Annotated in this window: 21 protein-coding genes and 1 pseudogene; 9 read left to right on the top strand and 13 right to left on the bottom strand. The window is 58.9% G+C overall.

The genetic code is table 11. The features are described 5' to 3' along the window. Nucleotides 1-309: 309 nt before the first annotated feature. Together JQ553_RS34400 and JQ553_RS34405 are read right to left on the bottom strand one after the other, a co-directional pair. Nucleotides 310-657: a hypothetical protein gene (locus JQ553_RS34400; RefSeq protein WP_249144178.1), complete on the bottom strand. Its 348-nt coding sequence runs from the start codon at nucleotides 655-657 to the stop codon at nucleotides 310-312. Nucleotides 658-1,086: 429 nt separating this feature from the next. After that, on the bottom strand, nucleotides 1,087-1,557 hold the full coding sequence (locus JQ553_RS34405) for a hypothetical protein (RefSeq protein WP_249144179.1): 471 nt from the start codon (nucleotides 1,555-1,557) through the stop codon (nucleotides 1,087-1,089). Nucleotides 1,558-2,735: 1,178 nt separating this feature from the next. On the opposite strand from JQ553_RS34405, the gene JQ553_RS35240 reads away from it, so the two are divergent. From JQ553_RS35240 to JQ553_RS12425, 7 genes are all read left to right on the top strand, one after another. Further along, nucleotides 2,736-3,467, top strand: a complete 732-nt coding sequence (locus JQ553_RS35240) for a DsrE family protein (RefSeq protein WP_212500218.1) — start codon at nucleotides 2,736-2,738, stop codon at nucleotides 3,465-3,467. 428 nt (nucleotides 3,468-3,895) lie between these two features. Then, complete coding sequence (locus JQ553_RS12400) at nucleotides 3,896-5,230, top strand: NAD(P)/FAD-dependent oxidoreductase (protein WP_212500219.1); 1,335 nt, start codon at nucleotides 3,896-3,898, stop codon at nucleotides 5,228-5,230. A gap of 327 nt (nucleotides 5,231-5,557) precedes the next feature. Then, entirely contained in the window at nucleotides 5,558-6,469 is a 912-nt protein-coding gene (locus JQ553_RS12405) for a LysR family transcriptional regulator (RefSeq protein ID WP_212500220.1), read from the top strand. A gap of 74 nt (nucleotides 6,470-6,543) precedes the next feature. Beyond that, nucleotides 6,544-7,188 carry a glutathione S-transferase family protein gene (locus JQ553_RS12410; RefSeq protein WP_212500221.1) on the top strand — a complete coding sequence of 215 codons (645 nt, stop codon included), beginning with the start codon at nucleotides 6,544-6,546 and terminating at the stop codon, nucleotides 7,186-7,188. Between the two features lie 2 nt (nucleotides 7,189-7,190). Further along, a complete protein-coding gene (locus tag JQ553_RS12415; protein WP_212500222.1) occupies nucleotides 7,191-7,916 on the top strand; it encodes an alpha/beta fold hydrolase in 726 nt (241 codons plus the stop codon). Next, on the top strand, nucleotides 7,913-8,923 hold the full coding sequence (locus JQ553_RS12420) for an NAD(P)-dependent alcohol dehydrogenase (RefSeq protein ID WP_212500223.1): 1,011 nt from the start codon (nucleotides 7,913-7,915) through the stop codon (nucleotides 8,921-8,923). The genes JQ553_RS12415 and JQ553_RS12420 overlap by 4 nt, the downstream gene beginning before the upstream one ends. 77 nt (nucleotides 8,924-9,000) lie before the next feature. Then, the gene (locus JQ553_RS12425) at nucleotides 9,001-9,630 is read left to right on the top strand and encodes a TetR/AcrR family transcriptional regulator (RefSeq protein ID WP_212500224.1); all 630 of its coding nucleotides are present in this window, start codon (nucleotides 9,001-9,003) and stop codon (nucleotides 9,628-9,630) included. Between the two features lie 211 nt (nucleotides 9,631-9,841). Here the strand turns inward: JQ553_RS12425 and JQ553_RS12430 are convergent, their stop codons facing one another. After that, nucleotides 9,842-10,831: a zinc-dependent alcohol dehydrogenase family protein gene (locus JQ553_RS12430; RefSeq protein ID WP_212500225.1), complete on the bottom strand. Its 990-nt coding sequence runs from the start codon at nucleotides 10,829-10,831 to the stop codon at nucleotides 9,842-9,844. A gap of 162 nt (nucleotides 10,832-10,993) precedes the next feature. Further along, complete coding sequence (locus JQ553_RS12435; RefSeq protein WP_212500226.1) at nucleotides 10,994-11,986, bottom strand: zinc-binding alcohol dehydrogenase family protein; 993 nt, start codon at nucleotides 11,984-11,986, stop codon at nucleotides 10,994-10,996. 107 nt (nucleotides 11,987-12,093) lie between these two features. Here JQ553_RS12435 and JQ553_RS12440 point away from each other — a divergent pair, with 107 nt between their 5' ends. Then, a complete protein-coding gene (locus JQ553_RS12440; RefSeq protein WP_212500227.1) occupies nucleotides 12,094-13,068 on the top strand; it encodes a LysR family transcriptional regulator in 975 nt (324 codons plus the stop codon). Between the two features lie 76 nt (nucleotides 13,069-13,144). On the opposite strand, the gene JQ553_RS12445 is transcribed toward JQ553_RS12440, so the two are convergent. From JQ553_RS12445 to JQ553_RS12475, 7 genes are all read right to left on the bottom strand, one after another. Continuing rightward, entirely contained in the window at nucleotides 13,145-14,206 is a 1,062-nt protein-coding gene (locus JQ553_RS12445; RefSeq protein WP_249144180.1) for a sigma-70 family RNA polymerase sigma factor, read from the bottom strand. Between the two features lie 108 nt (nucleotides 14,207-14,314). Then, the gene (locus tag JQ553_RS12450) at nucleotides 14,315-15,064 is read right to left on the bottom strand and encodes an SDR family oxidoreductase (protein ID WP_212500228.1); all 750 of its coding nucleotides are present in this window, start codon (nucleotides 15,062-15,064) and stop codon (nucleotides 14,315-14,317) included. A gap of 204 nt (nucleotides 15,065-15,268) precedes the next feature. Continuing rightward, complete coding sequence (locus tag JQ553_RS12455) at nucleotides 15,269-16,072, bottom strand: SDR family oxidoreductase (RefSeq protein ID WP_212500229.1); 804 nt, start codon at nucleotides 16,070-16,072, stop codon at nucleotides 15,269-15,271. A gap of 403 nt (nucleotides 16,073-16,475) precedes the next feature. Further along, nucleotides 16,476-17,267, bottom strand: a complete 792-nt coding sequence (locus tag JQ553_RS12460) for an SDR family NAD(P)-dependent oxidoreductase (protein WP_212500230.1) — start codon at nucleotides 17,265-17,267, stop codon at nucleotides 16,476-16,478. Between the two features lie 463 nt (nucleotides 17,268-17,730). Continuing rightward, nucleotides 17,731-18,276, bottom strand: coding sequence for a TetR family transcriptional regulator C-terminal domain-containing protein (locus JQ553_RS12465; protein ID WP_212500231.1), 546 nt, complete (start codon nucleotides 18,274-18,276; stop codon nucleotides 17,731-17,733). A 340-nt stretch (nucleotides 18,277-18,616) separates the two neighbouring features. Beyond that, nucleotides 18,617-19,078: a nuclear transport factor 2 family protein gene (locus tag JQ553_RS12470; protein WP_212500232.1), complete on the bottom strand. Its 462-nt coding sequence runs from the start codon at nucleotides 19,076-19,078 to the stop codon at nucleotides 18,617-18,619. A gap of 266 nt (nucleotides 19,079-19,344) precedes the next feature. After that, nucleotides 19,345-19,791: a hypothetical protein gene (locus tag JQ553_RS12475; RefSeq protein ID WP_212500233.1), complete on the bottom strand. Its 447-nt coding sequence runs from the start codon at nucleotides 19,789-19,791 to the stop codon at nucleotides 19,345-19,347. A 73-nt stretch (nucleotides 19,792-19,864) separates the two neighbouring features. Between JQ553_RS12475 and JQ553_RS35245 the strand changes: the two genes are divergently transcribed. Next, the gene (locus tag JQ553_RS35245) at nucleotides 19,865-20,284 is read left to right on the top strand and encodes a MerR family transcriptional regulator (protein WP_409363058.1); all 420 of its coding nucleotides are present in this window, start codon (nucleotides 19,865-19,867) and stop codon (nucleotides 20,282-20,284) included. Nucleotides 20,285-20,426: 142 nt separating this feature from the next. Here the strand turns inward: JQ553_RS35245 and JQ553_RS12485 are convergent. Then, nucleotides 20,427-20,603, bottom strand: a pseudogene (locus JQ553_RS12485) (sugar ABC transporter substrate-binding protein); the annotation flags it as partial. Between the two features lie 274 nt (nucleotides 20,604-20,877). Further along, on the bottom strand, nucleotides 20,878-23,061 hold the full coding sequence (locus tag JQ553_RS12490) for a nitric oxide reductase activation protein NorD (protein WP_212500235.1): 2,184 nt from the start codon (nucleotides 23,059-23,061) through the stop codon (nucleotides 20,878-20,880). Nucleotides 23,062-23,154: the final 93 nt, after the last annotated feature.

A 23,154-nucleotide genomic window follows, 5' to 3' on the forward strand; every position in this document is an offset into this window, starting at 1 on the left:
TTGCGCCGGCATTGTTGCCTAGGCTCACGTCGATCCAGCGGCGAGCAAATTCAAGGAGCTACCGCGCCAAGTCTATTCGCCGCCGAAAGCCGCCTCCGGGCGGGTTGGCAACCACGTCGGCTCAATCCCCATTTCCGTCAACTTTGATCGCCATGTGAATAGTGGATATTTTCGCCAAGACGTGGCCCGCGGGGGCACGTGATCGATTCTTCCAATCGAAGCGGTTTGCAGAAAGCACATGAAAAACGCTGCACTATTTGCTCTTGGCCTCTTGTCCGGCAGTCTTTGGCTGCACGACAGCGCTAGATGTCAGACTTCGCTTGCCCCGCCGCTTTCGCTTGCGCCGCCGAAGCCGTCGACAGACCAGGGTTCGGCACCTCCTGCCACGACCAACAGCGTTTGGCCTCCGATAGCGGCACCCAACGTCTCGCCGCCGCGCGCGACTGCCAAGAGTTCCACGCCATCAGCAAAGACCAATGTCAGGTCGTCATCGCCGACCGATGACATTACGCTGCCGCGGGCGACCGCCAAGGGTTCGGTACCACCCCCAGCCGCTAAGGATGCGCCGCCCCGGGCGACCAGCACCGCGGGCTCCCAGCCATCAGCCAACGACATGCCGCCGACCGCGTCCGGCGGCGTTTCGTCTGCACCCCTCATCGGTAGGCCGTCGCCTAAGCCGGCCGCCGACTACGATGGCTTTAGCATCGGCATCGACGACGACGACGCGCCTGTCCAGACGACGCGGCCCGCGAGGTCGCGCTCGGCAAAACAGTCCAGGCCTGGTCAAGAACCAGACAGTACGGCGGGGCAGCAATCGGTCGACCAGGCGGAAGATGAGGCGTTAACCCGCAAGCTTACGATTTGCCGCGGCTGCAAGTAGTAGCCTCGTAACGGGGACAGCTCCATCTGGTTTCGTCACCTCGAATTTTCACTTAATCTGGCGGTCTAAAGGGACACTACCGGCTGCTGTGGGGTGCCCGCTAAGTGCGTAGGATGGGTGGCCCTTGCGAAACCCACCCTCTTACGTTGCTCCGCCCATCTTACGGGCCGCGAGCTGAGGCCGACCCATCGGAACGGTCGCGCCCCTCACCAATCCGGATAGTCCCAAGGTCCGATGATGTCCGGCGGGGCCATCCAAGGCGCCCGCGGCCGCTTGGACGGCCGAGGCGCGGCTGCGCGCAGCTGATGGCGCGCAACCGCATCATTCTCCTTCATCAAGCTCCGTCCGGAGGATTTCGCGGATAATGCGGCAAGCTGCGTTTGCAGCGTCTGCACCTGGTCAGCGATGCGCGCGTTGTCTCGGGCACTTTGCTCCTGCGCCGCCTTGAGCTGTTGAATCGCCTCGGCATGGTCGCGAAGCGTCTGTTCATGATTGCTTCTCAGTTGCTCAAGCTTTTCGTTGATGCTGGCAAGGCCTTGCGAGATGGTCCTGAGCGATTGCGCCAAATCGGCGGATGTCGAATCGGTTGACGTGGTGGGGCCGGTTGACCGAACATCGTCGGTTTCTTTGCGGCTCGGAGCTGGGGGCGGGGAAGGCTGTTCATCGGCATCTGCCACCCGGACAGGCAACGATCCCGCCGGACCGCGAAGTTCGGTCGCCTCCGGGGGCGCTATCGAGATCAACGGGGCCCATCGAGCCATGATCGCCTTGGCCTCATGGCCATGTCGCGAAGCAAACGCGGCACCAAGGATGCCTATCGCCAACAAGAGGCCGACGAGGCCTCTTACCATGAGCCGCTTCCCTCTCAGGCCCAGATGGCGAGCATTGCTCTCCGGCATTGTCGCCTTGTCCACGGTCGCGTCGCTTCGTTCCGCGGCGGCGCCTTCCTGCGGGATCGGTGGGCTGTCGTTCCCACGCTCCAATCCGGAGACCAATCGGTCCAACCGTGCAAGTTCTTCATCGGCACTCTTGATCCGTTCATAGGCCTGCGCCAGCGCGTCATCGGCGCGCTGCAGCCCTTGGGGATCGCCCGGCTTCGGGTCATTCGTCTCAGGCAAGAATGCGCTCTCCATTCAGTCCGCATCAACGGGATGAGTGCGGCAGTCCACGGTTTGTGGAGAGGATAGTTCCGGCCGCCGTCTCGATCAAGACAACGGGACCGTGAGGATAATTTATGGCGACCTCGGCCTGGCCACTTCCCCCGAGTTCATGGTTCTCTGCTAATGGCTACATTGCTTCATGGATCATTGCGCCGCAGCCCGTAGGACAGGTGATGACGAGATCGGCCAAAGTCGAAAGCAGGAAGTCAGCCGAGGGAGGCCTGTGGCTATTCTCGCTGAGGTGACTTCTTGAAATCGTACATTTCGCCAACGCTTCTAGCCGCTGCCAAGAGCGCCTGTTTCAGCCGGTTTGCTACTAGCCAACCCGCCTAAGGTTCAGCCTAACCCGAAATAGGTAGGTGGGTTCTCCATAAGAGACATAGGATCGCGTGTAGGCGAACGCATAATTCTGGACGGAGGTCGAACAATACATCTGTAGAATTGATTGCAGAAGGAGCCGAGGTGCTCGCCTGCGAGTTCGCTGTCATAAAGCCATAGCCGAGCGAAGCAGGATGAAGCTCTCAATCAGTTGTGGCGGCGGGCACGCCAAACCAACATCGGAGGCCGCGATGATCATGCGATCTGCGACCTCATCAACGAGGTGCAGATCCCGGCAGCCGTGTCGGCGATCCGAAAACCCGGCGTCGCGTTCGAAGGCGACGGGCCTCTGACAAGATTTGCGAGGGAGAAACACGATGAGCATGTTTCAGCAACTTGCAAAGGCTGCGACGATGGCGGCGATCGCGATCCTGCTTCCCGCGCCGGTCGCCGCAGCGGAGCAAGGCGGACGATATTGGGTGCCGAAGACGACGAGCCTCGGCCCATACTGGAGACCGTCAACGGCCGACCCCGCTCAATATTCTGAGCCAGCAACAGCGACCCAGGCCCCATACTCGGGACCGACAACGACGAGCCCAGCCCCATATTCTGGATTGATCAAGACGGAACGCGCCAGGCATGCGCAATGGCTTGTGAGAAACCCGACTAAACGGTCCGCCACTACGCAGGTGCGGAAGCGATCCCCTCCCACTGCGATGGCCCGAGCGGCCCCCGTTTCCAAAACGCACCATTTGATCCTGCAGGTCAACACGAATGACGCTGCCGCGATGAATCTCACGTTGAACAATGCAACGAACGTTACGCAACATTATAAGGATCTCGGGGAGACGGTGAAAATCGAGGTGGTCACGTTCGGGCCCGGGCTGCATATGCTTCGCGATGACACGTCGCCGGTGAAGGCCCGAATTGAGCAAATGGCGCTGAGTACGCCGGAGGTATCGTTCAAGGCTTGCGGCAACACCCAAGAAAAAATGCACCAGGCCGAGCACAAGGACATCCCGATTGTCCCTCAGGCGCAGGTGGTAGCATCAGGCGTGGTGCGCGTGATGCAACTGCAGGAGACGGGTTGGGCCTACGTAAGACCTTGACCGGGGCAAATCGTCATACCGGCGTTGGTTTGTCCAGAAGGGTCGACGCAGGATGGGCAAACTACGACGCGTCCCGGTCAGCAAGAAGCCTGACTTTTACGAGAGCTGACCGTGCAGAATGTCAGGCAGCGAAACCACTGCAAGGAAACCACTGTAAGTATCAGTGTGGCCGACTACGCTAAAGCACGAAGACTGTTAGCCAGCTCACAATCTCTATCGAACCGATCGGGTTATCTTGCTTTGAGAATGGCCGCTCGGTTGGCAAAAGGATGAATACGTCCGAATGGTGTGTCGTCCCGGCGAGCATTGCCTGCGTCGCGGCCCTAGTCCTTCTTTGACTGTGGTTTGAGCTTGATAAGGTTTGAGGTCATGAGCCTGTACATGGCGGCAGAGCACGCAGTTGGCAGGTGGCGATGTCGTCGACCGTGATGGGCAAGCAGGCGGTCGTGATCGGCGCCGGCATGGCCGGGCTCACGGCCGCAGGGGCACTCTCCGACCGCTTCGATCAGGTGGTTCTACTGGAGCGCGACACTCTGCCCTCGGAGCCTGCCCACCGCGCGGGCACGCCGCAGGCGCGGCACGTGCATGCACTGTTGCTCAGCGGCCAGCGCGCCCTCAGCGAGTTGTTCCCGGGGTTCGAACAGGATCTCGCACGGGCGGGAGCCGTGCCGCTCAGGGCTGGTCTCGATGTTCGCGTTGAACGCCCGGGTTACGATCCCTTCCCGCAACGTGATCTCGGCTGGTTCGGTTACGCGGCGTCACGGCCGACAATCGAGCGTGCCGTGCGCCGGCGGGTGGAAAGCCGCGGCAATACCACGCTGTACCAGCGCTGCCGGGTGCAGGAGGTATTGGCGACGCCAAATGGAGATGAGGTCACCGGCGTGCGCTACGAGAACGGCGATGGCGCGAGCGAAACGATTGCGGCGGATCTCGTCGTCGACGCCTCCGGACGCGGCGCCCTCACTCTCGCTCTGCTGCAATCGATCGGCCGACCACTGCCGGAGGAGACCACAATTGGCATCGATCTCGGCTATGCCACATGCGTCTTTGCCATTCCGGACGACGCCTCGACTGACTGGAAAGGTGTCATGACCTTCGGCCAGGCACCCCAGAACAGCCGTGGCGGCCTGATGTTGCCGCTCGAGGGCAACCGCTGGATGGCGACCATTGGTGGACGACATGGCGACGGGCCGCCTGGCGATCCAGACGGATTCCTGACTTATGCAAAAGCGCTGCGGACCCCGACGATCTACAACGCGATCAGCCGCGCCAAGCGCCTGGACGGGGTCGCACGCTACGGCTTCCCTGAGAGTGTGCGGCGTCATTTCGAGCGACTTGACGTCTTCCCCCGCGGGCTTTTGCCCATCGGCGACGCAATCTGCCGCTTCAATCCCGTCTACGGCCAAGGCATGAGCGTGGCTGCGCTGGAGGCATGCCTGCTGAAGAGGCTGCTCAAGAGACTAGAGGAAAACAGCAATCCAATCGCCGCGCTGGCACCTGCTTTCTTCGCCGAGGTGCAGACGTTGATCGAGACGCCCTGGTCGGTGGCCATACTCGACTTCGTGTTTCCCGATACCCGGGGGCAACGTCCGGCGGATTTCGAGACCACGCTCAAATTCGGTATCGCCCTGACCCGGCTCGCCGCCGAAGATCCGGCCGTCCACAAGCTGACCATCGAGGTCCAACATCTATTGAAGCCACGCAGCGTTTATCGCGATCCCACGCTCGTGCAGCGGGTACTCGCGAAGATGGCCGAGACGTGAACGAGCTTGCGCATCGGTGTCGTTGTCCTCGCCTTCCCACCACTCGACGATATGTCAAATGGCGCCATCGACATAAACCGAGGCGCGCGGCGCGCACATGCGGTAATTGTGCCCGCCATATTTGAAACAGTCCTCGGCCATGCCGGCAGCCATTTTCCATCACATTGCACGGCAAGCCCGTCGCCGTCCGCGACCCGAGGGAAGCGGCGGCGTCGCCGCCTTCCATAATCGCCCGGCCGGTTGGCACGCTGCCAATAACGGTACACTATGCGCGGAGCTGCGCATTAGATTGCACAAAACTGCTCTCCGCGCGATTGGAAATGCTTGATGGCCTCCCGACGTATTCTCGAGATCCGACACCTTCGTCTTGTCTCTTCCATCGCCAACGAAGGAAGCGTGAGTCGCGCGGCACGCCATCTGAATCTTTCCCAATCAGCGGTTAGCCATCAGCTCATCAGTCTTGAGCAGGCACTTGGTTGCCAGCTTTTCGAAAGAATCGGCAAACGCATGGCACCGACGTCTGCAGGCGTGAAAATTGCAACAGCCGCCGGTCCAATCATAGATGCATTGGACGATGTCGAACGCGCAGTCTTGCACCCGGCCACCGGACAGTCGGTTATCCGCGTCGCTGCGAGCTGTTCCACGATTCTTGGCTGGCTCGGCAAGCAGGCCGCGCGCCTGTCTACGCGATTTCCTTACGCTAACGTGAAGCTGTCCTACGACGTTGGAGACCAACACGCCCATGCTCTGCTGAACGCGCGCCTTGACCTCGTCGTCACGAACCGTCCTTACGATGACCCTCGGCTGAAACACCTCCCCTTGTTCGCACTGGAGACGGTGGCGATAACCTCGTCAGATAAGGCTGTCCCGATGACACGATCGGGCAGAATAAGGTGGGCCGACTTACGTCACTCGACGATCCTCATTCATGATCTTCCACGTGAAGATCAAATCGCGCTGCGACGAGCGATCGGAGCAAACCCATCGACAAGGATCATGCAAATTCAACTCACTGAAGCGATCTTTCAGCTCGTGCGCGATGGCCATGGCATCGGTTTGATCTCTCGATGGCCCGGCGATCACATCGATATCAGCGGCCTCACGATGCGGTCACTTAGTCCACGACACTCGCGTGAATTCTACGCTTCCTATCGAGCAAGTGCCGATGACGAAGTGCTTGCGGGGCTGATAGAGCAGATGGCGTCAGGTAAGTCAGACAGTTCAGTCAGTTGGACCTAACGATGCATCGATTGCATTATTCTGTCGCAATAAATGCGCTGTTTTAATCGATTGCGGGCATATACGCTTCAGATATGTCCGATTATCTTTACTTTTCCATGGGTTCCTGTGCTCTCGCGTCGATAGCCTCCTGCGAGGCGGCTGGACACCCTTACAATGCGGTTCGGTTGGAGATGGGGGCCGATGGCGCAGGTGAAAGTACCTATGCTGCCCTGAGCCCGCTCCGCCAAGTGCCGGTACTATTGACCGAGGACGGACCGATCAGAGAAACCGGCGCGATCCTGTTTTATCTCGATCGCCTGCATTCGGAGATCGGCTTACTTCCCAAAGATCCCAAAGGTCGCGAACTTGCCGTTCGCTGGCTCGGCTTTCTCGGCGGTACGCTCCATCCGACATTCCGCCTGCTGTGGCGGCCGTCGCGTTACGTGGGTAATGACACTGCAGCGCAACGGGCACTTCGTGCAAGCACTGTCAACTATCTGGCGAAGGCATGGGAAGCCGTGGCGTCCGATCTCGGCACGTCTGCTTGGGCTCTGAGCTCGGAATCGGCCATCGATTATTACCTGCACGTCTTCACGCGATGGACGCTCGGGGCGCAACTGTCGCTCCCAGAAGCACTGCGCAAGCACCACGAGCGTCTGGCAGCGGCGCCAGCGATGGTCCGCGCTGTGTCCATTGAGGCATCGACTCCGATCAAGCCATCCAAGGAAGAAAAATAGAAATGTCGCCTATCGTTCTAGTCCACGGAGCCTGGCAGGGCGGATGGGCGTGGCGCCTCGTCAAGCCCTTGCTTGTGAACATCGGGCGCACGGTCCATGCGCCCACACTCACTGGCCTTGGCGAGCGCTCCGGAACTGCCGACCCGCCCGGTCTATCCGAACATATTCAGGACATTTGTCGTGTGATCGAGTTCGAGGAACTTGAGAACGTCGTGCTCGTCGGCCACTCATATGCAGGGATGGTCATTACCGGAGTGGCAGATCACCTTCGCGATCGCATCGGCCATCTTGTCTACCTCGATGCCGCGGTTCCTGCTGATGGCGACGATTTCGCCTCCGCCATCCCGAAATTGCCGCAGGAGCGAGCTGAGGCACGGCGACAAGCCTTCCGATCAATGGCGCCAGATGGAGACTGGCTGCCTCCACCACAAGCGACATTGCTCGGCATCCGCGATCCAGCTATCGCAGACTGGGTTGAACGCAGGTCGACACCACACCCCTTACGCAGCTGGCTTGAACCTCTACATTTCAAGAACGGCGGACACTCCGGTATTTCAAAGACATATGTGCTCGCGACCGAGCCGGCCACCGAGATCATGGGATACCCGGCTCATGCCGCTGTTGCTCGACAAGGCGGCGACTGGACATATCGCGACATCCGCTGCGGACATCAGATGCAGGCTCTGCGTCCAGACGAGACCGCGCGCATTATAGCCGAGGCAATATGATGCGGGCTTGGCGATATCGGGAGCGAATCGACATCGACGATCTTCAGGAGATTTCACTCCCGAAGCCGACGCCGAAGGAAAACGAGATCGTCGTCCGCATTCGGGCAGCCGGACTGAACCATCGGGACTTGGCCATTGCGGCCGGCAATTACCATGTGGGCGTCGCTGCACCGTTAACTCCGCTCTCGGACGGCGCTGGTGAGATCGTTGCGGTTGGCTCGGCAGTGCGCCGGTTCCGGGTGGGCGAGAAGGTATGTCCTCTTTATCTGCCGGACTGGCACACGGGTGTGGTGCGCACGGGCGCGGTAGGCCGTCGACTGGGCGGTCCGACCAACGGCACGATGATAGAGCTGTTCTGCGCGGATGCAGATGATTTTGTGAACATTCCCCAGCATCTTAGCTTCGAAGAGGCGGCGGCCCTGCCGGTCGCTTGGTTGACGGCTTTCCACACGCTGACAACGATTGGTAAACTCCAGCCCGGTCAAAAGCTCGCGGTCCAGGGCACAGGCGGCGTTTCGACCGCGGCCATCCAGCTCGGCAACGCATTGGGCTTGCAGGTGATAAGCGTGACGCGCAAAAAAGAGCGCGTTGCCCTCATGCAGCAGTGTGGCGCGGTGGCGACCGTGCTCGATCGTGGCGATAACAATTGGCCGAAGGACGTCATGCGTCTCGCAGGAGGCGGAGTTGATGCTGTCTTGACGGTCGCCGGCGGAGACCACTTCGGTGCTGCTCTTAACGCGCTTTGTCTTGGGGGACGGATACTTATGGTTGGCTATGCCGGGGGAACGATTGCGAAGTTCGACGTCTTTGATGCGATCCGGCATGCCGCCACAATCCACACTGCCATCGCCGGCCACACTGAAAGCTTCAAGGCGATGAACGCACTGATCGATTCCCGGAAAATCCGTCCCCTAATAGGGCGCGTGTTCCCAGTTAACGAATATAGAGCAGCATTTGCGGCGCTCGCGCATGAGACGAGTCCGGGCAAGTTGATCTTGCGAATCTGATCGCCGTGCTTGGGCGCATCCCGAAGCTGAAGTTAAGGAAGGTCTGACTTGCTCGACGTGCGCCGGGGTGCAGTAGGATGACCCGCGTTTCCCAGCTTGTTTCGGGACGACGACGCGGTAGGCCGCCGGCATTTGACAGAAGCGAAGCTCTGTCGGCTGTAATCGAAACATTCCTCACGTGGGGTTATTGGGGGACGACTCTAGATCAGATCAAAGCCGCCACAGGCATGAACCGGCCCAGCATCTACGCGGCGTTCGGCGACAAGAAGCAACTCTATCTGACGGCGCTGAAACTCGAGTCTGAGGAGACGTTAGCCGTGATGACGGCAGAACTGGCTCATAGCTCATCTTTGGGGCACAGACTCACAAACGCTTTCACGGGAGCGATCAAGAGGTTTGTAGGTCGGTCCGCGGCCGCTCGGGGCTGCATGCTCACAGCGGCGGCAACGACCGCTGCGCACACTGACGGCGAGGTCAGAGCTTATGTACTGGCCGCACTTGCAGCTCGCGAACAGCTTTTCCGAATCCACTTCGAGCACGCTACGGATCTCGAAGCAGTTTTGAATGTCGTTGACGCCATTTCTGCTGCGGAGTTCGCCAACGCTTTTGTGCATCGTCTCGCCGTGAAAGCTAGCTGCGGCGTCGATGAACGCGACCTTAGACTAAGTGCAATGGCCGCGGCCGCCTTTCTATGTGGGTCGTCCTAATTTCGTATGATGGCGCTCAGGATCTGGAATACCACTCGCTACGTTACTGCCGTGAACACGTGGCGCGAGATAGGCACCCGGAATCCACATGATCACGACATCATTCGACACCGAAATGGACACCGTCGTCGTGCCGTCGGCTTGCCTGCGGACTGTTCCAGGTAGGTTGGATTGCGCCGCTATGCCTCGTGTTCGGTTGAGTAGAGGCCAGTCAAAGCGTCACGACAATTTTTCCAAATTGTTCGTTCGATTCCAGAAAGCGGTGCGCCTCAACGATTTGTTCGAATGAAAACGTTTTGGCGATCACCGGTTTCAGCGAACCCGACAGCAGCCCATCAATGATGAATTCCTTGGCAACTTCCAGCCGCGCTTTGTTGCCCGTGATCTCGTGAACGAGATAGCCGCGCAGCGTCAGGCATTTGCCCAGCACCGTAGCCAACGGAAACGGGGTCGGTTCAGAACTCAAGCCACCATATTCGATAAGGATGCCTCCCCGCGACATTGCGGCCGTGAGGGGGTTAAAGATCGGTCCACCAATCGGGTCCAGAACAACGCGTACCCCGATGGGCCCGGTGATGTCCTTAAGCCTGCTCTCAAGGTCCTCCTCTTCCGAGACTATCACGTGCTCCGCTCCCATCTCGAGCAAAGCCTGCTTCTTCCGAGACGTCCTTGTGACCGCGATCGTGGTTGCACCAACACCTTGAGCGATCTGAATAGCAGCGAGGCCAACGCTGCTTGAGGCGGCCGTAACGACGAAATGATCGCTGTTGCTGAGTTTGGCAACTTCGATCAGAGCACCATAGGCAGTGAGATACTGCATCCAGGCGGCGGCGGCCGACGCAAAGCTGAGCGATGGCGGGTGTCTCACCAGGATCTCCGCCGGAAACGTGGCGAGTTCGCTATACGTTGGCCAGCGAACCATCGAAATCGGCGGGATGATGCTAACGGCGTCACCGGGCATGAAGCCTTCAACATATTCTCCAACCTGTTCGACGATGCCCGCGGCCTCTAGCCCAAGGCTGGACGGTAACCTCGCCGTTTCGATATAGGCGCCTTTACGCAGGCTAGCTTCGGCCCGGTTAAGGCCCAATGCCTTAACCCGGACCTGAATCTCTCCTCGACCTGGGGGCCGAATTTCGACCTCCTCGATGCGCAGAACCTCGGGACCACCATATTCATGGAAACGAACGACACGGGCCATCTAGCGCCACTCCAAAACTATTCAGTGGAATAAGACTTGCCTGCAGGCGCCGCACAAATAAATTGGCCTTTGAGCAGAATGGCAGAAACTGAGAGTTTCGAAATGGAGCGTCTGACGAGCATGGCTGCGTTCGTGAAGGCCGTTGAGCCGGCCACCGCCCCTTTACAAGTCGTGCCGGAGGACGACTTTCCCTTGGATTCGCCCCGATTCCAGTTCGCTATGGGCCAATAGCGCGTCTGAGCACGGAAACACTGCGTGGACCGCGGGACTTATCCGGCCCTGCTCCAAATCCTGCGCGACTCGTCGAAGGATCGCACGGAATGCCGCCTTTCTCGTTCGCCAAAGCGTGTAGATATCCGAGCTTCTAACGGAAACGCTCTTGGTGAAATTAGGCAAAAGCAGGTCGCTGGCCGATCCCGATGGAGGACCACCAAGATGCCCGAAGCTGATAATCTGGCCGAAATCCCCGAGCAGCTTTAGATCTTCGATGATGGTGTTACCAGCAACAGAATTCAGGCTGAGAGCCACACCCCGATCCCCCACCACCTGCAACACAGCCGCAACAACATCGCTTCGATTTCGGTCAATAGCCACCGTTGCGCCGTGCCTTCTCACAAAATCGAGCTTTGCCGATGTCGTGAGCGCGATCGTTCTGTAGCCTGCACTCCGCGCCACCTGAAGCGTGGCAATGCCAACGCCCCCCGCTGCCGAGTGTACCAGAATCCAATCCTCAGGCGCCGGAGAGCCATAACCAAAGATATTGTTGAGGGCGGTCGAATAGGCGACAGGGACCGCGGCCGCCACTTCGGGCGGGATCTCGTCTGCGATTTTCGTCGCGCAATAGCTCTCTACGACAGTGTACGGGCCGTAACCACCCGCTCCGAGCCAACCGAACCAGATCACGCGGTCACCGGGCTCCAAATCATCGACCCCCACACCGACACTTTCGATTGTACCAACCCCCTCGACCCCCAAGACATGCGGTAGAGCAATTGCATTCCCCGAAAGCGCCCCACGGCGGATCAGTAAATCAATATTGTTCACGCCCGCGGCATGATTGCGCACCAGAACTTCTTCCGCTTTGACCTTCGGCTCCGGTAGAGTGATGCGCTCAAGTGAATCAGCTCCGAACGCCGTCAGCGCGTAAGCTTCCATGGCCTGATCCTTCGCTGAGCCGGCCGGGCAACCGACAAGTTACCACCGCCAGGGTTTTTCCGTCGCCGAGGTTGCGCTCCAGCCAGAGCTCTGACAAATTGATTGTCGTGAGCAAGAACATCACTGAGATTGAACCTATCGACGCCGGGTTCGACGAAGCGACGCTTCGCCGAATTGATTTGAATCTCATTCTCGTATTCGCGACGATATTCAGGCACGGTTCAGTTCGTGCTGCCGCGCAAAGGCTCTACCTCGGGCCGTCAGGCGTCAGCATGGCGCTTCGACGCCTACGCTCGCTTGCGTCCGATCCGCTGTTCGTCAGAGGCAAGCGAGGGCTCGAGCCTACCTCGTTTGCTCGGGCACTGTATGGGCAGGTCGCTCCAGCGCTACTTGCGATCGGCGACGCGATGAGCCCACGGTCATTTCTTCCTGAACAGGCACGAGGTGCAATCAGACTTGCACTATCGGACGATCTCGAAATCGCGCTCGCTCCAAAGCTGACCGCTGCACTCGCTGACCTCGCGCCAGGACTACATTTATTGTTCCGCCATGCGGATTATAGGCGGGCTTCAGCGCTTCTCGACGAAGGCGCGGCTGACATCGTCTTAACTGCTAGACCAGCAAGCGTCGAAACAAGGCATAGATGTGAGAATCTTCTTGAGGAGAGGTTCATTGTTCTAAGTCCGCCAGGCCTTTTCAAGTCCGGTCGTTCCATTACGCTTGAGGAATATCTTGCTTATGAGCATGCATTGGTCTCGGCGCAGGGAAGCACGAGAGGTCGTATTGACGAAGCTCTCGCGGAAATCGACTGTAGTCGAACAGTGCGGGTCATAACCGAGAGCTTCACGGCTCTTCCATTTTTGCTTCGAAGAGGCAATCTGATAGCAAGTGTTCCGCGGTCCGCGGGCGTGGCCCTAGCTGAAGCTTTTGGGCTGGCAGTACACGATTTGCCGTTGGATAGCCCATCCTTCGCGATCGCCATGACCTGGCGGATACGCGACGAACAAGACGCTGGTCTCCGGTGGACTCGAGAATTAGTTCGAAAGCAAGTGATGTCGCTCAGACATCAATTTTCCAATTGAGCCGTGACTCTCTTCACCCTCAGTCAAGCGCGGTTAGTCTGGTCGGTTAGCTCTATGTTGAGGAGGAGTACCAATTTTAAGCAGGTTCTGTGAAATCATCGGTTAGGGGGATCAAGTGGGGAAGATCGAAAAATGGAAACAGACTTTGCGCTAGGGGCTTTGCAAAAAGCGTCAACGCGGAAACGGTGTCGTTCTCCACGGTCAGGACCTGGAGGGAATGTGCTGTCCAAGGCGCATCGGTACTAGCACGAGAATAGGCTGCGAACGCGGGCTGGTTGTTGGCGGCCGTTCGAATTAGACGAAAGCTATCGTAAGATCTCCAGGCCCATTTGAAGAAGTTGCCGATAGCCGTGCGGCCGGCGTACCACTGCGCAAGCGGCGGCATTGTGTACGTCGCATCCTCCTTAAGGAGAGCCACAAGACCGTCTACGTCAAGCCGTTCCCACGCCCCCAAATAACGATCTAGAAGTTCCTGTTCATTTGGATTGGGCGAGTGCGACGCCGCCGGTCGACCATCGGGATACCTCCTAGACAGCGTCTCGCGCGCCCGCTGCAAGATACTGTTAATCGAAGCCGTTGTGCCGCCAAGAAGGGTTGCCGCCTCGTTAGCTGACCAATCCAGTACGTCGCACAACAGAAGCGCGGCTCGCTGGCGAGGGGGTAAGCCCTGTATTGCGGCAACGAAGGCAAGTTGGACCGCTTCCCTCGACAAATATCGTCCCTCGGGGTTCGCCGACTCATCAATGCTCTCAAGGAACGAGTCTGGATAAGGTTCTAGCCACGATACGTCGGTTACCGGAGTACCGTCCGGCATTGCTGCGCCCGCAGCAGGCAGCCATTCGTTGGGGAGGAGGCGCGGCGCGTTCTTTCGAGCTGCGAGAGTATTCAGGCACACGTTCGTAGCAATCTGATACAGCCAGGCACGGAAAGATCCTCGCCCCTCAAATCGATCAACGGCGCGCCAAGCCCGCAGAAAGGTCTCCTGAACAGCGTCTTCGGCTTCGTGGACAGACCCAAGCATCCGATAACAATGCAATTTTAGCTCGCGGCGGAACGGCTCAACCAGCCGACCAAACTCTTCGCCGGTGCGGTTTGGATTTCGCTTTGAGTTTGGTGCTTCAGCCACGGACATCGCCATCCAGTATTTTCATTGGGGCAGCAATCCTCAACCGCTGATCGGGATGCAGCTTCGTAGGCCCGACCCAGGGGAGATAAACGTTGCCGCCGTTGCAAGTCAAATCGCCTGTCATTGGCGAACAGCTTCGAGCCCATTGCCTGAGACAACAAAGGTGTTGCCCTCGAAACGATCAGCGTTCGTGGTTAACTCTATGAATGCCATCGCGACGTGCAGCGAAGTTGGTGGCGACGCCATACTCCGAACGAAGTCGCCCGGGGATATGCCGAGATAGCGAGAGTAACCGGCGATCGCATGCTTGCCCAGGTCGGTATCCGGCATGATACGGGGCGCTAGCGAAATGAACCGCAACCCAAGTCGCAAACGATCCGATTCCTTCTGCGCATAGTTAGCGATGAACAGTTGCGTACGCTTGGCCCCGGCATATCCACCCGAGTTCGGAGAACCTGCAAGGGCGGCACCGCTCGATATCAGAACGACCTGAGTCCCGACGGGCGGCGGGCGCGATATTGCAGCCTTGCAGAAATTGAACGCTATTCTGACATCTGTCTCCCAATTTACACCGAACTCGTGCCAGCTCTGCGTATGAAACGGGGCCGCGGGCGGAAAGGCTCCGGCACAAATGGCAAGAACGCTTGGCTCGAGTGCCTCGAATACCTTGATGGGGGCGTCTTCGTCCGTCGCATCGAGCGACAGAATCTGAACACCCGTGACCTCATTCTGAAGCCGCTTAAGGCGCTCCTCGCGCCGTGCGACCGCGAGCACCCGCGCGCCATTGCTACGAGCTGCCTCCACGATACGCCGGCCTACGCTTCCGCTCGCCCCGATCACCGCGATGCTCTTTCCCGTCAACGCAACCATCCTTTCCTCCTAACGCTTTCCGTGATCATGCTTGACCATCCGATGAATAGACCATCTCGAAAACCGGAACTCATCGGCAAGATCGACTTTCTTTCGCTGACGGGGCTCTTTGAGCGATGTTGAAGCAGTACTGCAAGTTACGGGCGCAGATACGAAGAGCCCGGAGCACAATCAGCGAACGTTGTTCCGATACTGCACCAGCTCTCACGTGTGAGAAAATCGAGGCGGCTTGGAATCACCGGCTCCCATTGGCACCAGCTTCCTGGATGCCTTCCATAGCTGTCTGTGAATGAAATCCGGTGCAAGTCGACGCATGAATGCGAGTTGCTTCGACTGACCCGGCCGGATTTCGAGACCGCCCACTTTGAGCGCCTCGAACGCTTCCTTCACCAACCGGTCGGTTGTGATCATGGTAATGCCATCTTCCTCGCGAAGGTCAGCTGTCATCTCGGTCCTCACCGCCGGAGGCATGAGCTCGATGACCTCGACCCCCGTTTCCTCCAACTGGAAACGAAGCGATTTGGTGTACGAATGAATCGCCGCCTTGGTCGCGCAGTATATCGGTAGGCATGGCAACGGCACGAACGCCAGGGCAGACGATACGTTGATGAGCGTGCCTCTGTTAGCCTTAAGTGTGTCGATAAATGCGGAAGTCATTCGGATCACGCCACCGGCGTTAACGTCCAATTCCACTGTCAAACTCGCAAGATCGGTCGCCGTGCCCTTGAGATTCTTATAGTGGCTGATGCCGGCATTGTTCATCAGCACGTCGAGCTTGGGAAAGTCCACCCTCACGCGCGCCGCAAGCGCAGCGATCTGCACAGGGTCGGAGACATCGCTCTGGATCGTGCGAAGCTTCGGGTATTGCAGCCTCACCTGATCGAGCACTTCCTTACGTCGACCCGTCACGATGACTTGGTTACCAAGCTCCGCAAATTTGAGCGCAAACGAAAGACCAATGCCGGCGGATCCTCCGGTGATGAGAACTGTCCGACCAGTGAGTTTCATGAGATTCCCTTACTGTGTTGTGCTCGCGCATCAGCGCGCTATCATCCAGCAGTTGCGATCAAGAGCGCATCGAGAGTTTGGGGAGCTGCAAGTTCTCTCTCCTCAACTCGCATGCACCCGCGCGCATGTATCCCTCTACCGATGAAGCATGCCGAACTCCTCTCTGGCAGCTTCACAGGTATGACCAGCCACACGGACCGAATTCATCGGTGGCTGTTCACCTTTTTTCGCGTCAGTTTGGCAGGTGCCGTTTTGGAGATTTCGGATCAACGCCGACCGACAGTTTGAGAGTGACCACCGCGGATGGAGCTCACGGGCGCTTGGCGATGCTTGCGCCGATAACCCGCCAATCGCCCAGCTCCGCGATCGACGGCGCAAGGCGCCGGCAGAGGCGAAGCTCACATCAGTCGTCGAGGCTTCCCAAGCTCATGTTGACGACAGTACCGGTCATTGCACTCGCCTGATCGGAGGCCATGAAAGCAGCTGCATTAGCCATCTCCGCCAGGGTCGTCAGACGGCGCGAGTGGGTCCTGCTGGCGATCAGATCGTGGAATTGGTCCCAGGAAATGCCCCATGCTTTGGCATGAAGGCCGTAAACTTCCTTGATCGTGCCGGAATCCGGCATGCCGAGCGGTCGAAGACCGACGACGCGAACGCCGTGACGCGCGAGTTCGGCTGAGAGATTTCGCGTGAGCGCCTCCACAGCGGCCATGGCCGGACCGACCCCTCCCATCATCGGAATACCAGTCCGTGAGGGGGTTGAGGTGACCGTCATGATCACGCCGGATTTTCTTTCGACCATCCTGCGGGCAGCCAGACGCGCGGTCAAAAGATACGATTCCGTATAGGTTACGATCGGCAGGACGAACTGATCGAGCGCGAGCTCGACCAGCGGAACTCCCTGCAAATTCGTGTTTGGGATTCCGACGGCATTGAATGAGATGTCAATGCGGCCGGCCTCATCCACAACCGACTTCAGATGCCGATCGATCGCCTGCTCTTCAAGAGCATCGACCTTCGCCACTTGCACTGCCGCTCCATTCAAGGAGATTTGGCTCGCGACAGCTTCGACCGAAGCTCGGTTGCGGCCGGTGAGAAACAGCCTGGCCCCTTCGCGCGCGAAAGCCTGCGCGACAGCGCCACCGACCGCGCCGCCGGCCCCGTAGATCACCGCAACCTTGTCCTTCAGCATCATCCCTAGTCTCCCGTCCGCATATTCGCTCGTCATTCGGAGCGACTTCGTGCGTAAGACCGGGATGCCAAGCAAAATTCATCGGTGTCGTGCGAGATTTTTTTTCCATCCGTTCCTTGGCTCAACAAGTCCGGGCGCTGTTCAGTGATGTTGGACCAGCTGGCCCCCTCAGCGATCGGGCAACTAAAACCAGTCTGCAATGCCCACGCTGGAATTAACGACTAGAACGCCACGCCGGCAAGATCAGATCGCTGTCCGTGATCGAGGCGACGTGAAGCACTCCATCAGGTCGGCGTGTCGCCCGGGCTCCGATTTGGCATTAACAACTGGCCGAGCTCTTACTCGATCGTTGTTGGCGACCCGGGCTCAAATGCCCAGCGTCGATTGACGCTCTTCATTACAGAAAAAGATCAGAGGAGATCGGCCTGCGGCGAAGGCTGTATGCGTACCCTAGCCTATCCGGTGATCATGTTCGCCTTGAAGCTTTTCGCTGCGCGCGGTCCAGTAGCCTATCGATTGCCCGCCCGGCTCGCCGACGATCGGCCGCATTTACATGCGCAGCTCCTTGGAAAGCGAGTATTTCGAATGTCAGTTGCTTCAAATCGACATGCGGCTCAAGGCTACCCTCCTTCTGAGCCTCTTGAGCGGCAGCAAAGAGTGTCTTCCGCCAAGCTTCTTGATAGCCGGCGACGAGTTGTTGGACGGCACCGGGCCTCGCCCGATACTCCGCGGATACGGCGGTTACCAGGCATCCTCCTGGGAACTGGTCCTCTTCGAGGAGTTCGAACCATGCATCGCAGAGACCTCGTAGTCGCCCCAGCGCGCCTGAACGAGTTCGTAAACGCCCTCGTAGAGCATCGGCAAATGCCTCGGCGCCAAAACGTAAAGTTTGCAACTGAAGCTCTTCGCGATCCTTGAACAGCGCGGCTAACGTGCTTTTGGGTACGGCAGCAGCAAGAGCCACGCCACCAAAAGTTAGGCCTTCGAGCCCTTCGACTCCCGCTATGTGCATGGCCCGCTCAAGAACTGCAGCCCGGGTCCGATCTCCTCTAGCCCGCCGGCCATCCGGCTTCTGATTTCTGATAGCTGCTTCCGTCATAGTTCAACTAATTATACGTGCGGTCGTACGATTTCAAGTTGACTATGCATACATCGGCCATCACGTACGATCGTACGTCAATAAAGTGCATGGCTGACCGTCCGGTCCGCGGCGGCACCCTAAATAGCACGGTGAGTCAGAGAACGAGAACGGACGCCTTCATTTTGGACACGGTCCGAGGACCGCCTTGCCGGATGACGCGGCAAGGCGGCACCGCGATTGAACATCGAGATAGCGAAAGGCGCCGGAATGACTATGCCGACGCGGCAGCCTGCGTCTTCTGAACAGCTTCCGCCATGCGCTCAGCGAGACCGCGCGTATCCCAGTACACTCTTGCCTCGTACATGCGATCTCCCCGGACGTTGAAGCGATCAACACCTGTCCACGAAAGCGGCTGACCGGCCACGGTTGCCGTGGCCCTCCATTCAATCATCACCGCATCGTCGGTCGGAGCCCAACGAACCACCTGAATGCGAAGATCGGGAAGCATCTTTAGAACCCCCCTGAAGTGCTCAACAACTGCTTCGCGATTGCCCGGTTGCGCCATCGGCGGAATGAGGTTTTGGGTGTCATGATGCATTAGGTCGCGGAGGGAGTCGGCATCAGGCCTGTCCCAGCGCTCGGCGAAGCGACCCACAATATCCATTGCGAGTGCGAGCTGCGCTGCATTGGGCGCTATATATGAGTTCTCGGCTCTAAGACGAACTTCGGACACTTGGCTCTCCATTTCAAATGAATATAGACGACCGATCGTATTCTTTCATGCTCTCACGGTCAAGATAATACGCACGATCGTTCGTCTTTTTAATTGAGGACGTTTCTTTCGACCGAAATGATGATGCTGCCCGTGGGATCGTCGACGCCACTGGTGCACGGCGCTTCAGACGTCATAGGATTTCGCTCCCCTGCCGTGCCGTTGTCGCGCCCGGCACCGAGATCGAATTCATCTGCGAAAAGACAGTAAGCCGGACCGGGGGCCGATTATGCACTGACCCTTGCGTTGCTCCGGATGCGCGGGTCGGTTGCACCCTCCTCTGCGTTCACAGGCAGGAGCTCGACTGCGCCGAAGGCAATTTCACCTACCGTAAAGGCTAGGACAATCGCGGGCGCTCCATGCCAAACGGCCCAAACTTCCCAAATCGCGAACAAGGCCCGTGACAGCGCATCAAATCGACCCATGGCCTGGTTTGGAAAGGCAAGCCTTGCCAACGCCCAGACCAGCACGGCCGACCCCATTAGATTTACGAACAGCATTTGCATAGGATCGAAGGTCGGATGAGCCGCCTGCAAGCCCACGATTTCTCCGATTCCAAGGATCAGTGCAAGCGTTGGTCCCGTGGTCCACGGCGTAACAAACCCGAGAACGGTGAAGAGATCGTAGACTGCACTGACCCGAACAACTTTCTGGTTCTGAGTTTTCGTAAGCACCGCATTGCTCCCTGGTTAGGATGGAGCCTCGTTGGTAAACTATGGACATAAGTCCAAGGTCAAGGGGATGATGATGCGAATTGGAGAGCTGGCGAGGGGCGCAGGAATGAGCCGCGACGCGGTGAGGTTCTACGAGCGGCTGGGACTCATAGCTTCGATGCGAACGAGAAGCGGCTATCGTGATTTTCCGGACGAAATGTTGCAGCAACTGCTCTACGTTCGCACAGCGCAGTCTCTCGGCTTTTCGCTCTCGGAGATTGGCACGGGATTGACGCATCTTCTCCGCGGTACCAGCACGCCGCAAGACGCGAGGCGCGTTCTTCTGGATAAGATCGCAATGATCGATCAGCGAATCGCCGACCTGCGCGCTCTACGAAAGGAGCTCCACGCGAGGACCAAGCTCGACTGCCCCTTTGCTGTTAGAGGCGTCACCCCGATCGGAGCTTCGCGAGGCAAAAAGCACCATGCCTCGGTAGGCACGCGAGCACCTTAGCGTGCGTAAACGTACGCAACTTCACCAGGTGAGCGGGCTTTGGACCAACGTAAGACGATCGGTGACGCCCTGATCAAGACAAAGAGTGCTTCCCTCTCCTTGCGAATCCGTGAGCTGCTCGATCCTTGCACGGGATTCACGGTTATTTCTGAATGCAGGTATCCGCGGTCTCCCTGGTGCATTCGTCGAGGCCGGTAAATACGGGGTCATCCACCTTACCCACGATCAGAGCGATCATGACCGATCGCGCCTTGTAACCCATCTCGAACGGCCGTTGACCGACCAGTGCTTCGATGCGACCTTCCTTGGCGATCGCGACTTATCTCATGGCAGCAATATCCGGACATGATTGTGCAGGAGAATGAGCCATCCCTGGCTTGGCAGTCCCGCCGTTTTGACTATGTACTTGGCAACACTCGACTGAGCGACCTCAAACCTGAGCTTGAGCAGTTCGCCGTGAACGCGCGGCGCGCGCCAAAAGCGGACTTCTCACGCTCATCCGCCGGGATCAAAACGCGCAGCTCGACCGCGGGGGGTGGCCGCCGCCTTCCGGGCCTCGAAAAGCTGTAAGCCGACCCGCCGCATGCGGCCTTCTATTTTTTTAATTCGGTGTAGAGCTGCACCACACGTTGCGGCAGCACATCAACACGAGATACGCGCAGCGCTCGCCGCTCCCCGAATATTCGATCTATCTGCAAGAATGGCCCGTTGCCCACACCGAATGCGAAGATGTCGATTCCGTGTCGGCGGAGGTGATGCACAGCGCGCCGTGCGTCCTCCGCAAGATATCGCGGTTCAGGCACATCGACGTCGGACGGCTCACCGTCGGTCAGCACCAAGAGCACCTTGCGAAATGCCCGCCGTTGCGAAAGGTAGCTGCCAGCGTGGCGCAGCGCAGCACCCAACCGGGTCGAATGGCTGCTTTGCAGACCGGCAAGTCGCGAGCACACGAAAGCATCCATTCTTTCGTCAAAGCTCTTTATGCGGACGTATCGCACCCGCTCGCGTCCGTCGGAGTTGAAGCCGTGCACGGCGATCGTATCATCGGCAGCCTCCACGGCCGTCGTGATGATCGCAGCCGCCTTGCGCTCGACATCAAGGATCGTGCGGCCCAAACGATCACGATCGGCAGTGGACTGAGACAGATCCAACAGAAGCAGGATAGCGAGGTCGCGAGGACCCGGCGCATCGCGCAGATAAACCCGAGGCTCGAGTATGCGTCCCGCGCGCCTTTCGATCATTAGCGCAATGGCCGCATCAACATCTAGCGCATCACCCTCACGCTGCCTCTTGTAACGCTGCCGCCGACCGATCGATGCATCGCGCGTGACCGTCGTGACGCGGCGCGTCACATCCTCATCCAGCGGAACGTCGACAAGCTTCGGCAATGTCGTCGCATCAGCCTCCAGGATTGTCGTCCAGTCCGGACGCTCGATGCGAGCTGCATAATCCCATTCCGGATAGGTCGCTACCGGAAATCCGTCGAGCATCGCGATGGTGCGTGCCCGGGCACGCAAGGTTTCTTCGGGCGGCGCCGTTTCATCCTCTCTGTCGCCCTCGGCATCCTGGCGCCGCTCGACCCGGACGGAGTCGACGGGAAGTTCGATCTCGTCGACCTGGCCATCGTGCTGCCCGTCGAATTCCCATAGCGCCAAATTGTCGTCACGATAGGTGGGTTCGACAACATAGCTTTTGGCATTGAACTGCAACCGCATCTGTCCGATGTCATTACCTAACAGCCCGCCAATCTCGCGGCTGATCGCCGGGTCGTCCCATCGGTCGGCCGCCGCCTCGAACAGTACCCGCCCCTTCCCGACCCACGCGTCGGAATCTGCATAATCAGGATCAATGAGCGCTCGCGCCAGGCGCACCATTAGGCCTGCTGCCGTTGCCTGCGGGGATGGCGTTGCGGTGTGGAACGGCAGCCAAAGCCGGCCTAGGCCAGGCATATCGCGGAGTGCCAGCGCCTCGACTCGCGCATCCTCGACGAGCGAGATCAACGCGATCTGCAGTGGCTTCAAGCGGCCGATGAGAAATCGCGCGCTGGAATGCCTGAGATGCGCGCCCGCATGCGCCAATGCGGCGAGATAGATGCCGTCTGCGCGTTCAGCTTGGAAACCGGGATAGGTCTCCGGCAAGCCGAGCATCCCCCCAACAAGGGAGGCTCGGCGCGGCACCGCGGGCATCGCTCCAATCGCAAGTTTGCGCAAACGGGGCTTCTTGTTCCAGAGCGCGAGCATGGTCGCACCCAGACGCCTCTCAAGGCGTGTAAAGTCGTCGCCCGCCCCGCTCCGTCCATACAACAGGCGCGTCGAGTGCGGATCGTCGAGTCCGAAAAAAGCTCGTCGACGAGCCGGGTTGCCGCCTGCGGAGCGCAAGCCAGCTGCGACCCAGGCGGAAAAGCCTTCCGCGCTCGCATGCAGCAGAAGTTGCTCCAGCCGACTCACGATGAGGCCAAGGGACTCCGGTCCATTATCGGCCAACTGCTGTAGTGCAGCAAAGACTACCGTCAGCTCGTCGGTCGTCGCGACCCGAGTGAGAACCTTCGGCAATTCTGCGAGTATCGCGTGCGCGATCCGGCTTCCAACGACCTGACCGATGTTTCGTACTGCCCGACCCACCGCAACTGCATCTTCTATGGGCCGCTGCGCTGGCCATTGCTCCGACAGGCGCAAGAAGCTGAGAACGACGGCTTCGCCCAGATTGGCTTCGAAGAGGTCGAGCACGGCGTCGTTCCAGGTCGAAACTTGCCCGACCGGGTCCAGCCGTTTTTCCATTGCCTTTTGCGTAGCCTGAAGGGCCGCCCTGACGGCGTCATGTCCACGTAGCCGCTCCACAAGTCGGCGACTTGTCCGGAAATGATCGAGCGA

It is taken from the genome of Bradyrhizobium lablabi (genome assembly GCF_018131005.1).
GTDB lineage: Bacteria > Pseudomonadota > Alphaproteobacteria > Rhizobiales > Xanthobacteraceae > Bradyrhizobium > Bradyrhizobium lablabi_D.

Coding starts and splice junctions, on each gene's coding strand:
- JQ553_RS12445 (WP_249144180.1), bottom strand. CDS start 14,206: ATGGCGATGTCCGTGGCTGAAGCACCAAACTCAAAGCGAAATCCAAAC.
- JQ553_RS12405 (WP_212500220.1), top strand. CDS start 5,558: ATGGCCTCCCGACGTATTCTCGAGATCCGACACCTTCGTCTTGTCTCT.
- JQ553_RS34400 (WP_249144178.1), bottom strand. CDS start 657: ATGAGGGGTGCAGACGAAACGCCGCCGGACGCGGTCGGCGGCATGTCG.
- JQ553_RS12450 (WP_212500228.1), bottom strand. CDS start 15,064: ATGGTTGCGTTGACGGGAAAGAGCATCGCGGTGATCGGGGCGAGCGGA.
- JQ553_RS35245 (WP_409363058.1), top strand. CDS start 19,865: ATGCGAATTGGAGAGCTGGCGAGGGGCGCAGGAATGAGCCGCGACGCG.
- JQ553_RS12400 (WP_212500219.1), top strand. CDS start 3,896: ATGGGCAAGCAGGCGGTCGTGATCGGCGCCGGCATGGCCGGGCTCACG.
- JQ553_RS12410 (WP_212500221.1), top strand. CDS start 6,544: ATGTCCGATTATCTTTACTTTTCCATGGGTTCCTGTGCTCTCGCGTCG.
- JQ553_RS12455 (WP_212500229.1), bottom strand. CDS start 16,072: ATGAAACTCACTGGTCGGACAGTTCTCATCACCGGAGGATCCGCCGGC.
- JQ553_RS12425 (WP_212500224.1), top strand. CDS start 9,001: ATGACCCGCGTTTCCCAGCTTGTTTCGGGACGACGACGCGGTAGGCCG.
- JQ553_RS12435 (WP_212500226.1), bottom strand. CDS start 11,986: ATGGAAGCTTACGCGCTGACGGCGTTCGGAGCTGATTCACTTGAGCGC.
- JQ553_RS12490 (WP_212500235.1), bottom strand. CDS start 23,061: ATGGAAAAACGGCTGGACCCGGTCGGGCAAGTTTCGACCTGGAACGAC.
- JQ553_RS12460 (WP_212500230.1), bottom strand. CDS start 17,267: ATGATGCTGAAGGACAAGGTTGCGGTGATCTACGGGGCCGGCGGCGCG.
- JQ553_RS12415 (WP_212500222.1), top strand. CDS start 7,191: ATGTCGCCTATCGTTCTAGTCCACGGAGCCTGGCAGGGCGGATGGGCG.
- JQ553_RS35240 (WP_212500218.1), top strand. CDS start 2,736: ATGAGCATGTTTCAGCAACTTGCAAAGGCTGCGACGATGGCGGCGATC.
- JQ553_RS12465 (WP_212500231.1), bottom strand. CDS start 18,276: ATGCACATAGCGGGAGTCGAAGGGCTCGAAGGCCTAACTTTTGGTGGC.
- JQ553_RS12430 (WP_212500225.1), bottom strand. CDS start 10,831: ATGGCCCGTGTCGTTCGTTTCCATGAATATGGTGGTCCCGAGGTTCTG.
- JQ553_RS12420 (WP_212500223.1), top strand. CDS start 7,913: ATGATGCGGGCTTGGCGATATCGGGAGCGAATCGACATCGACGATCTT.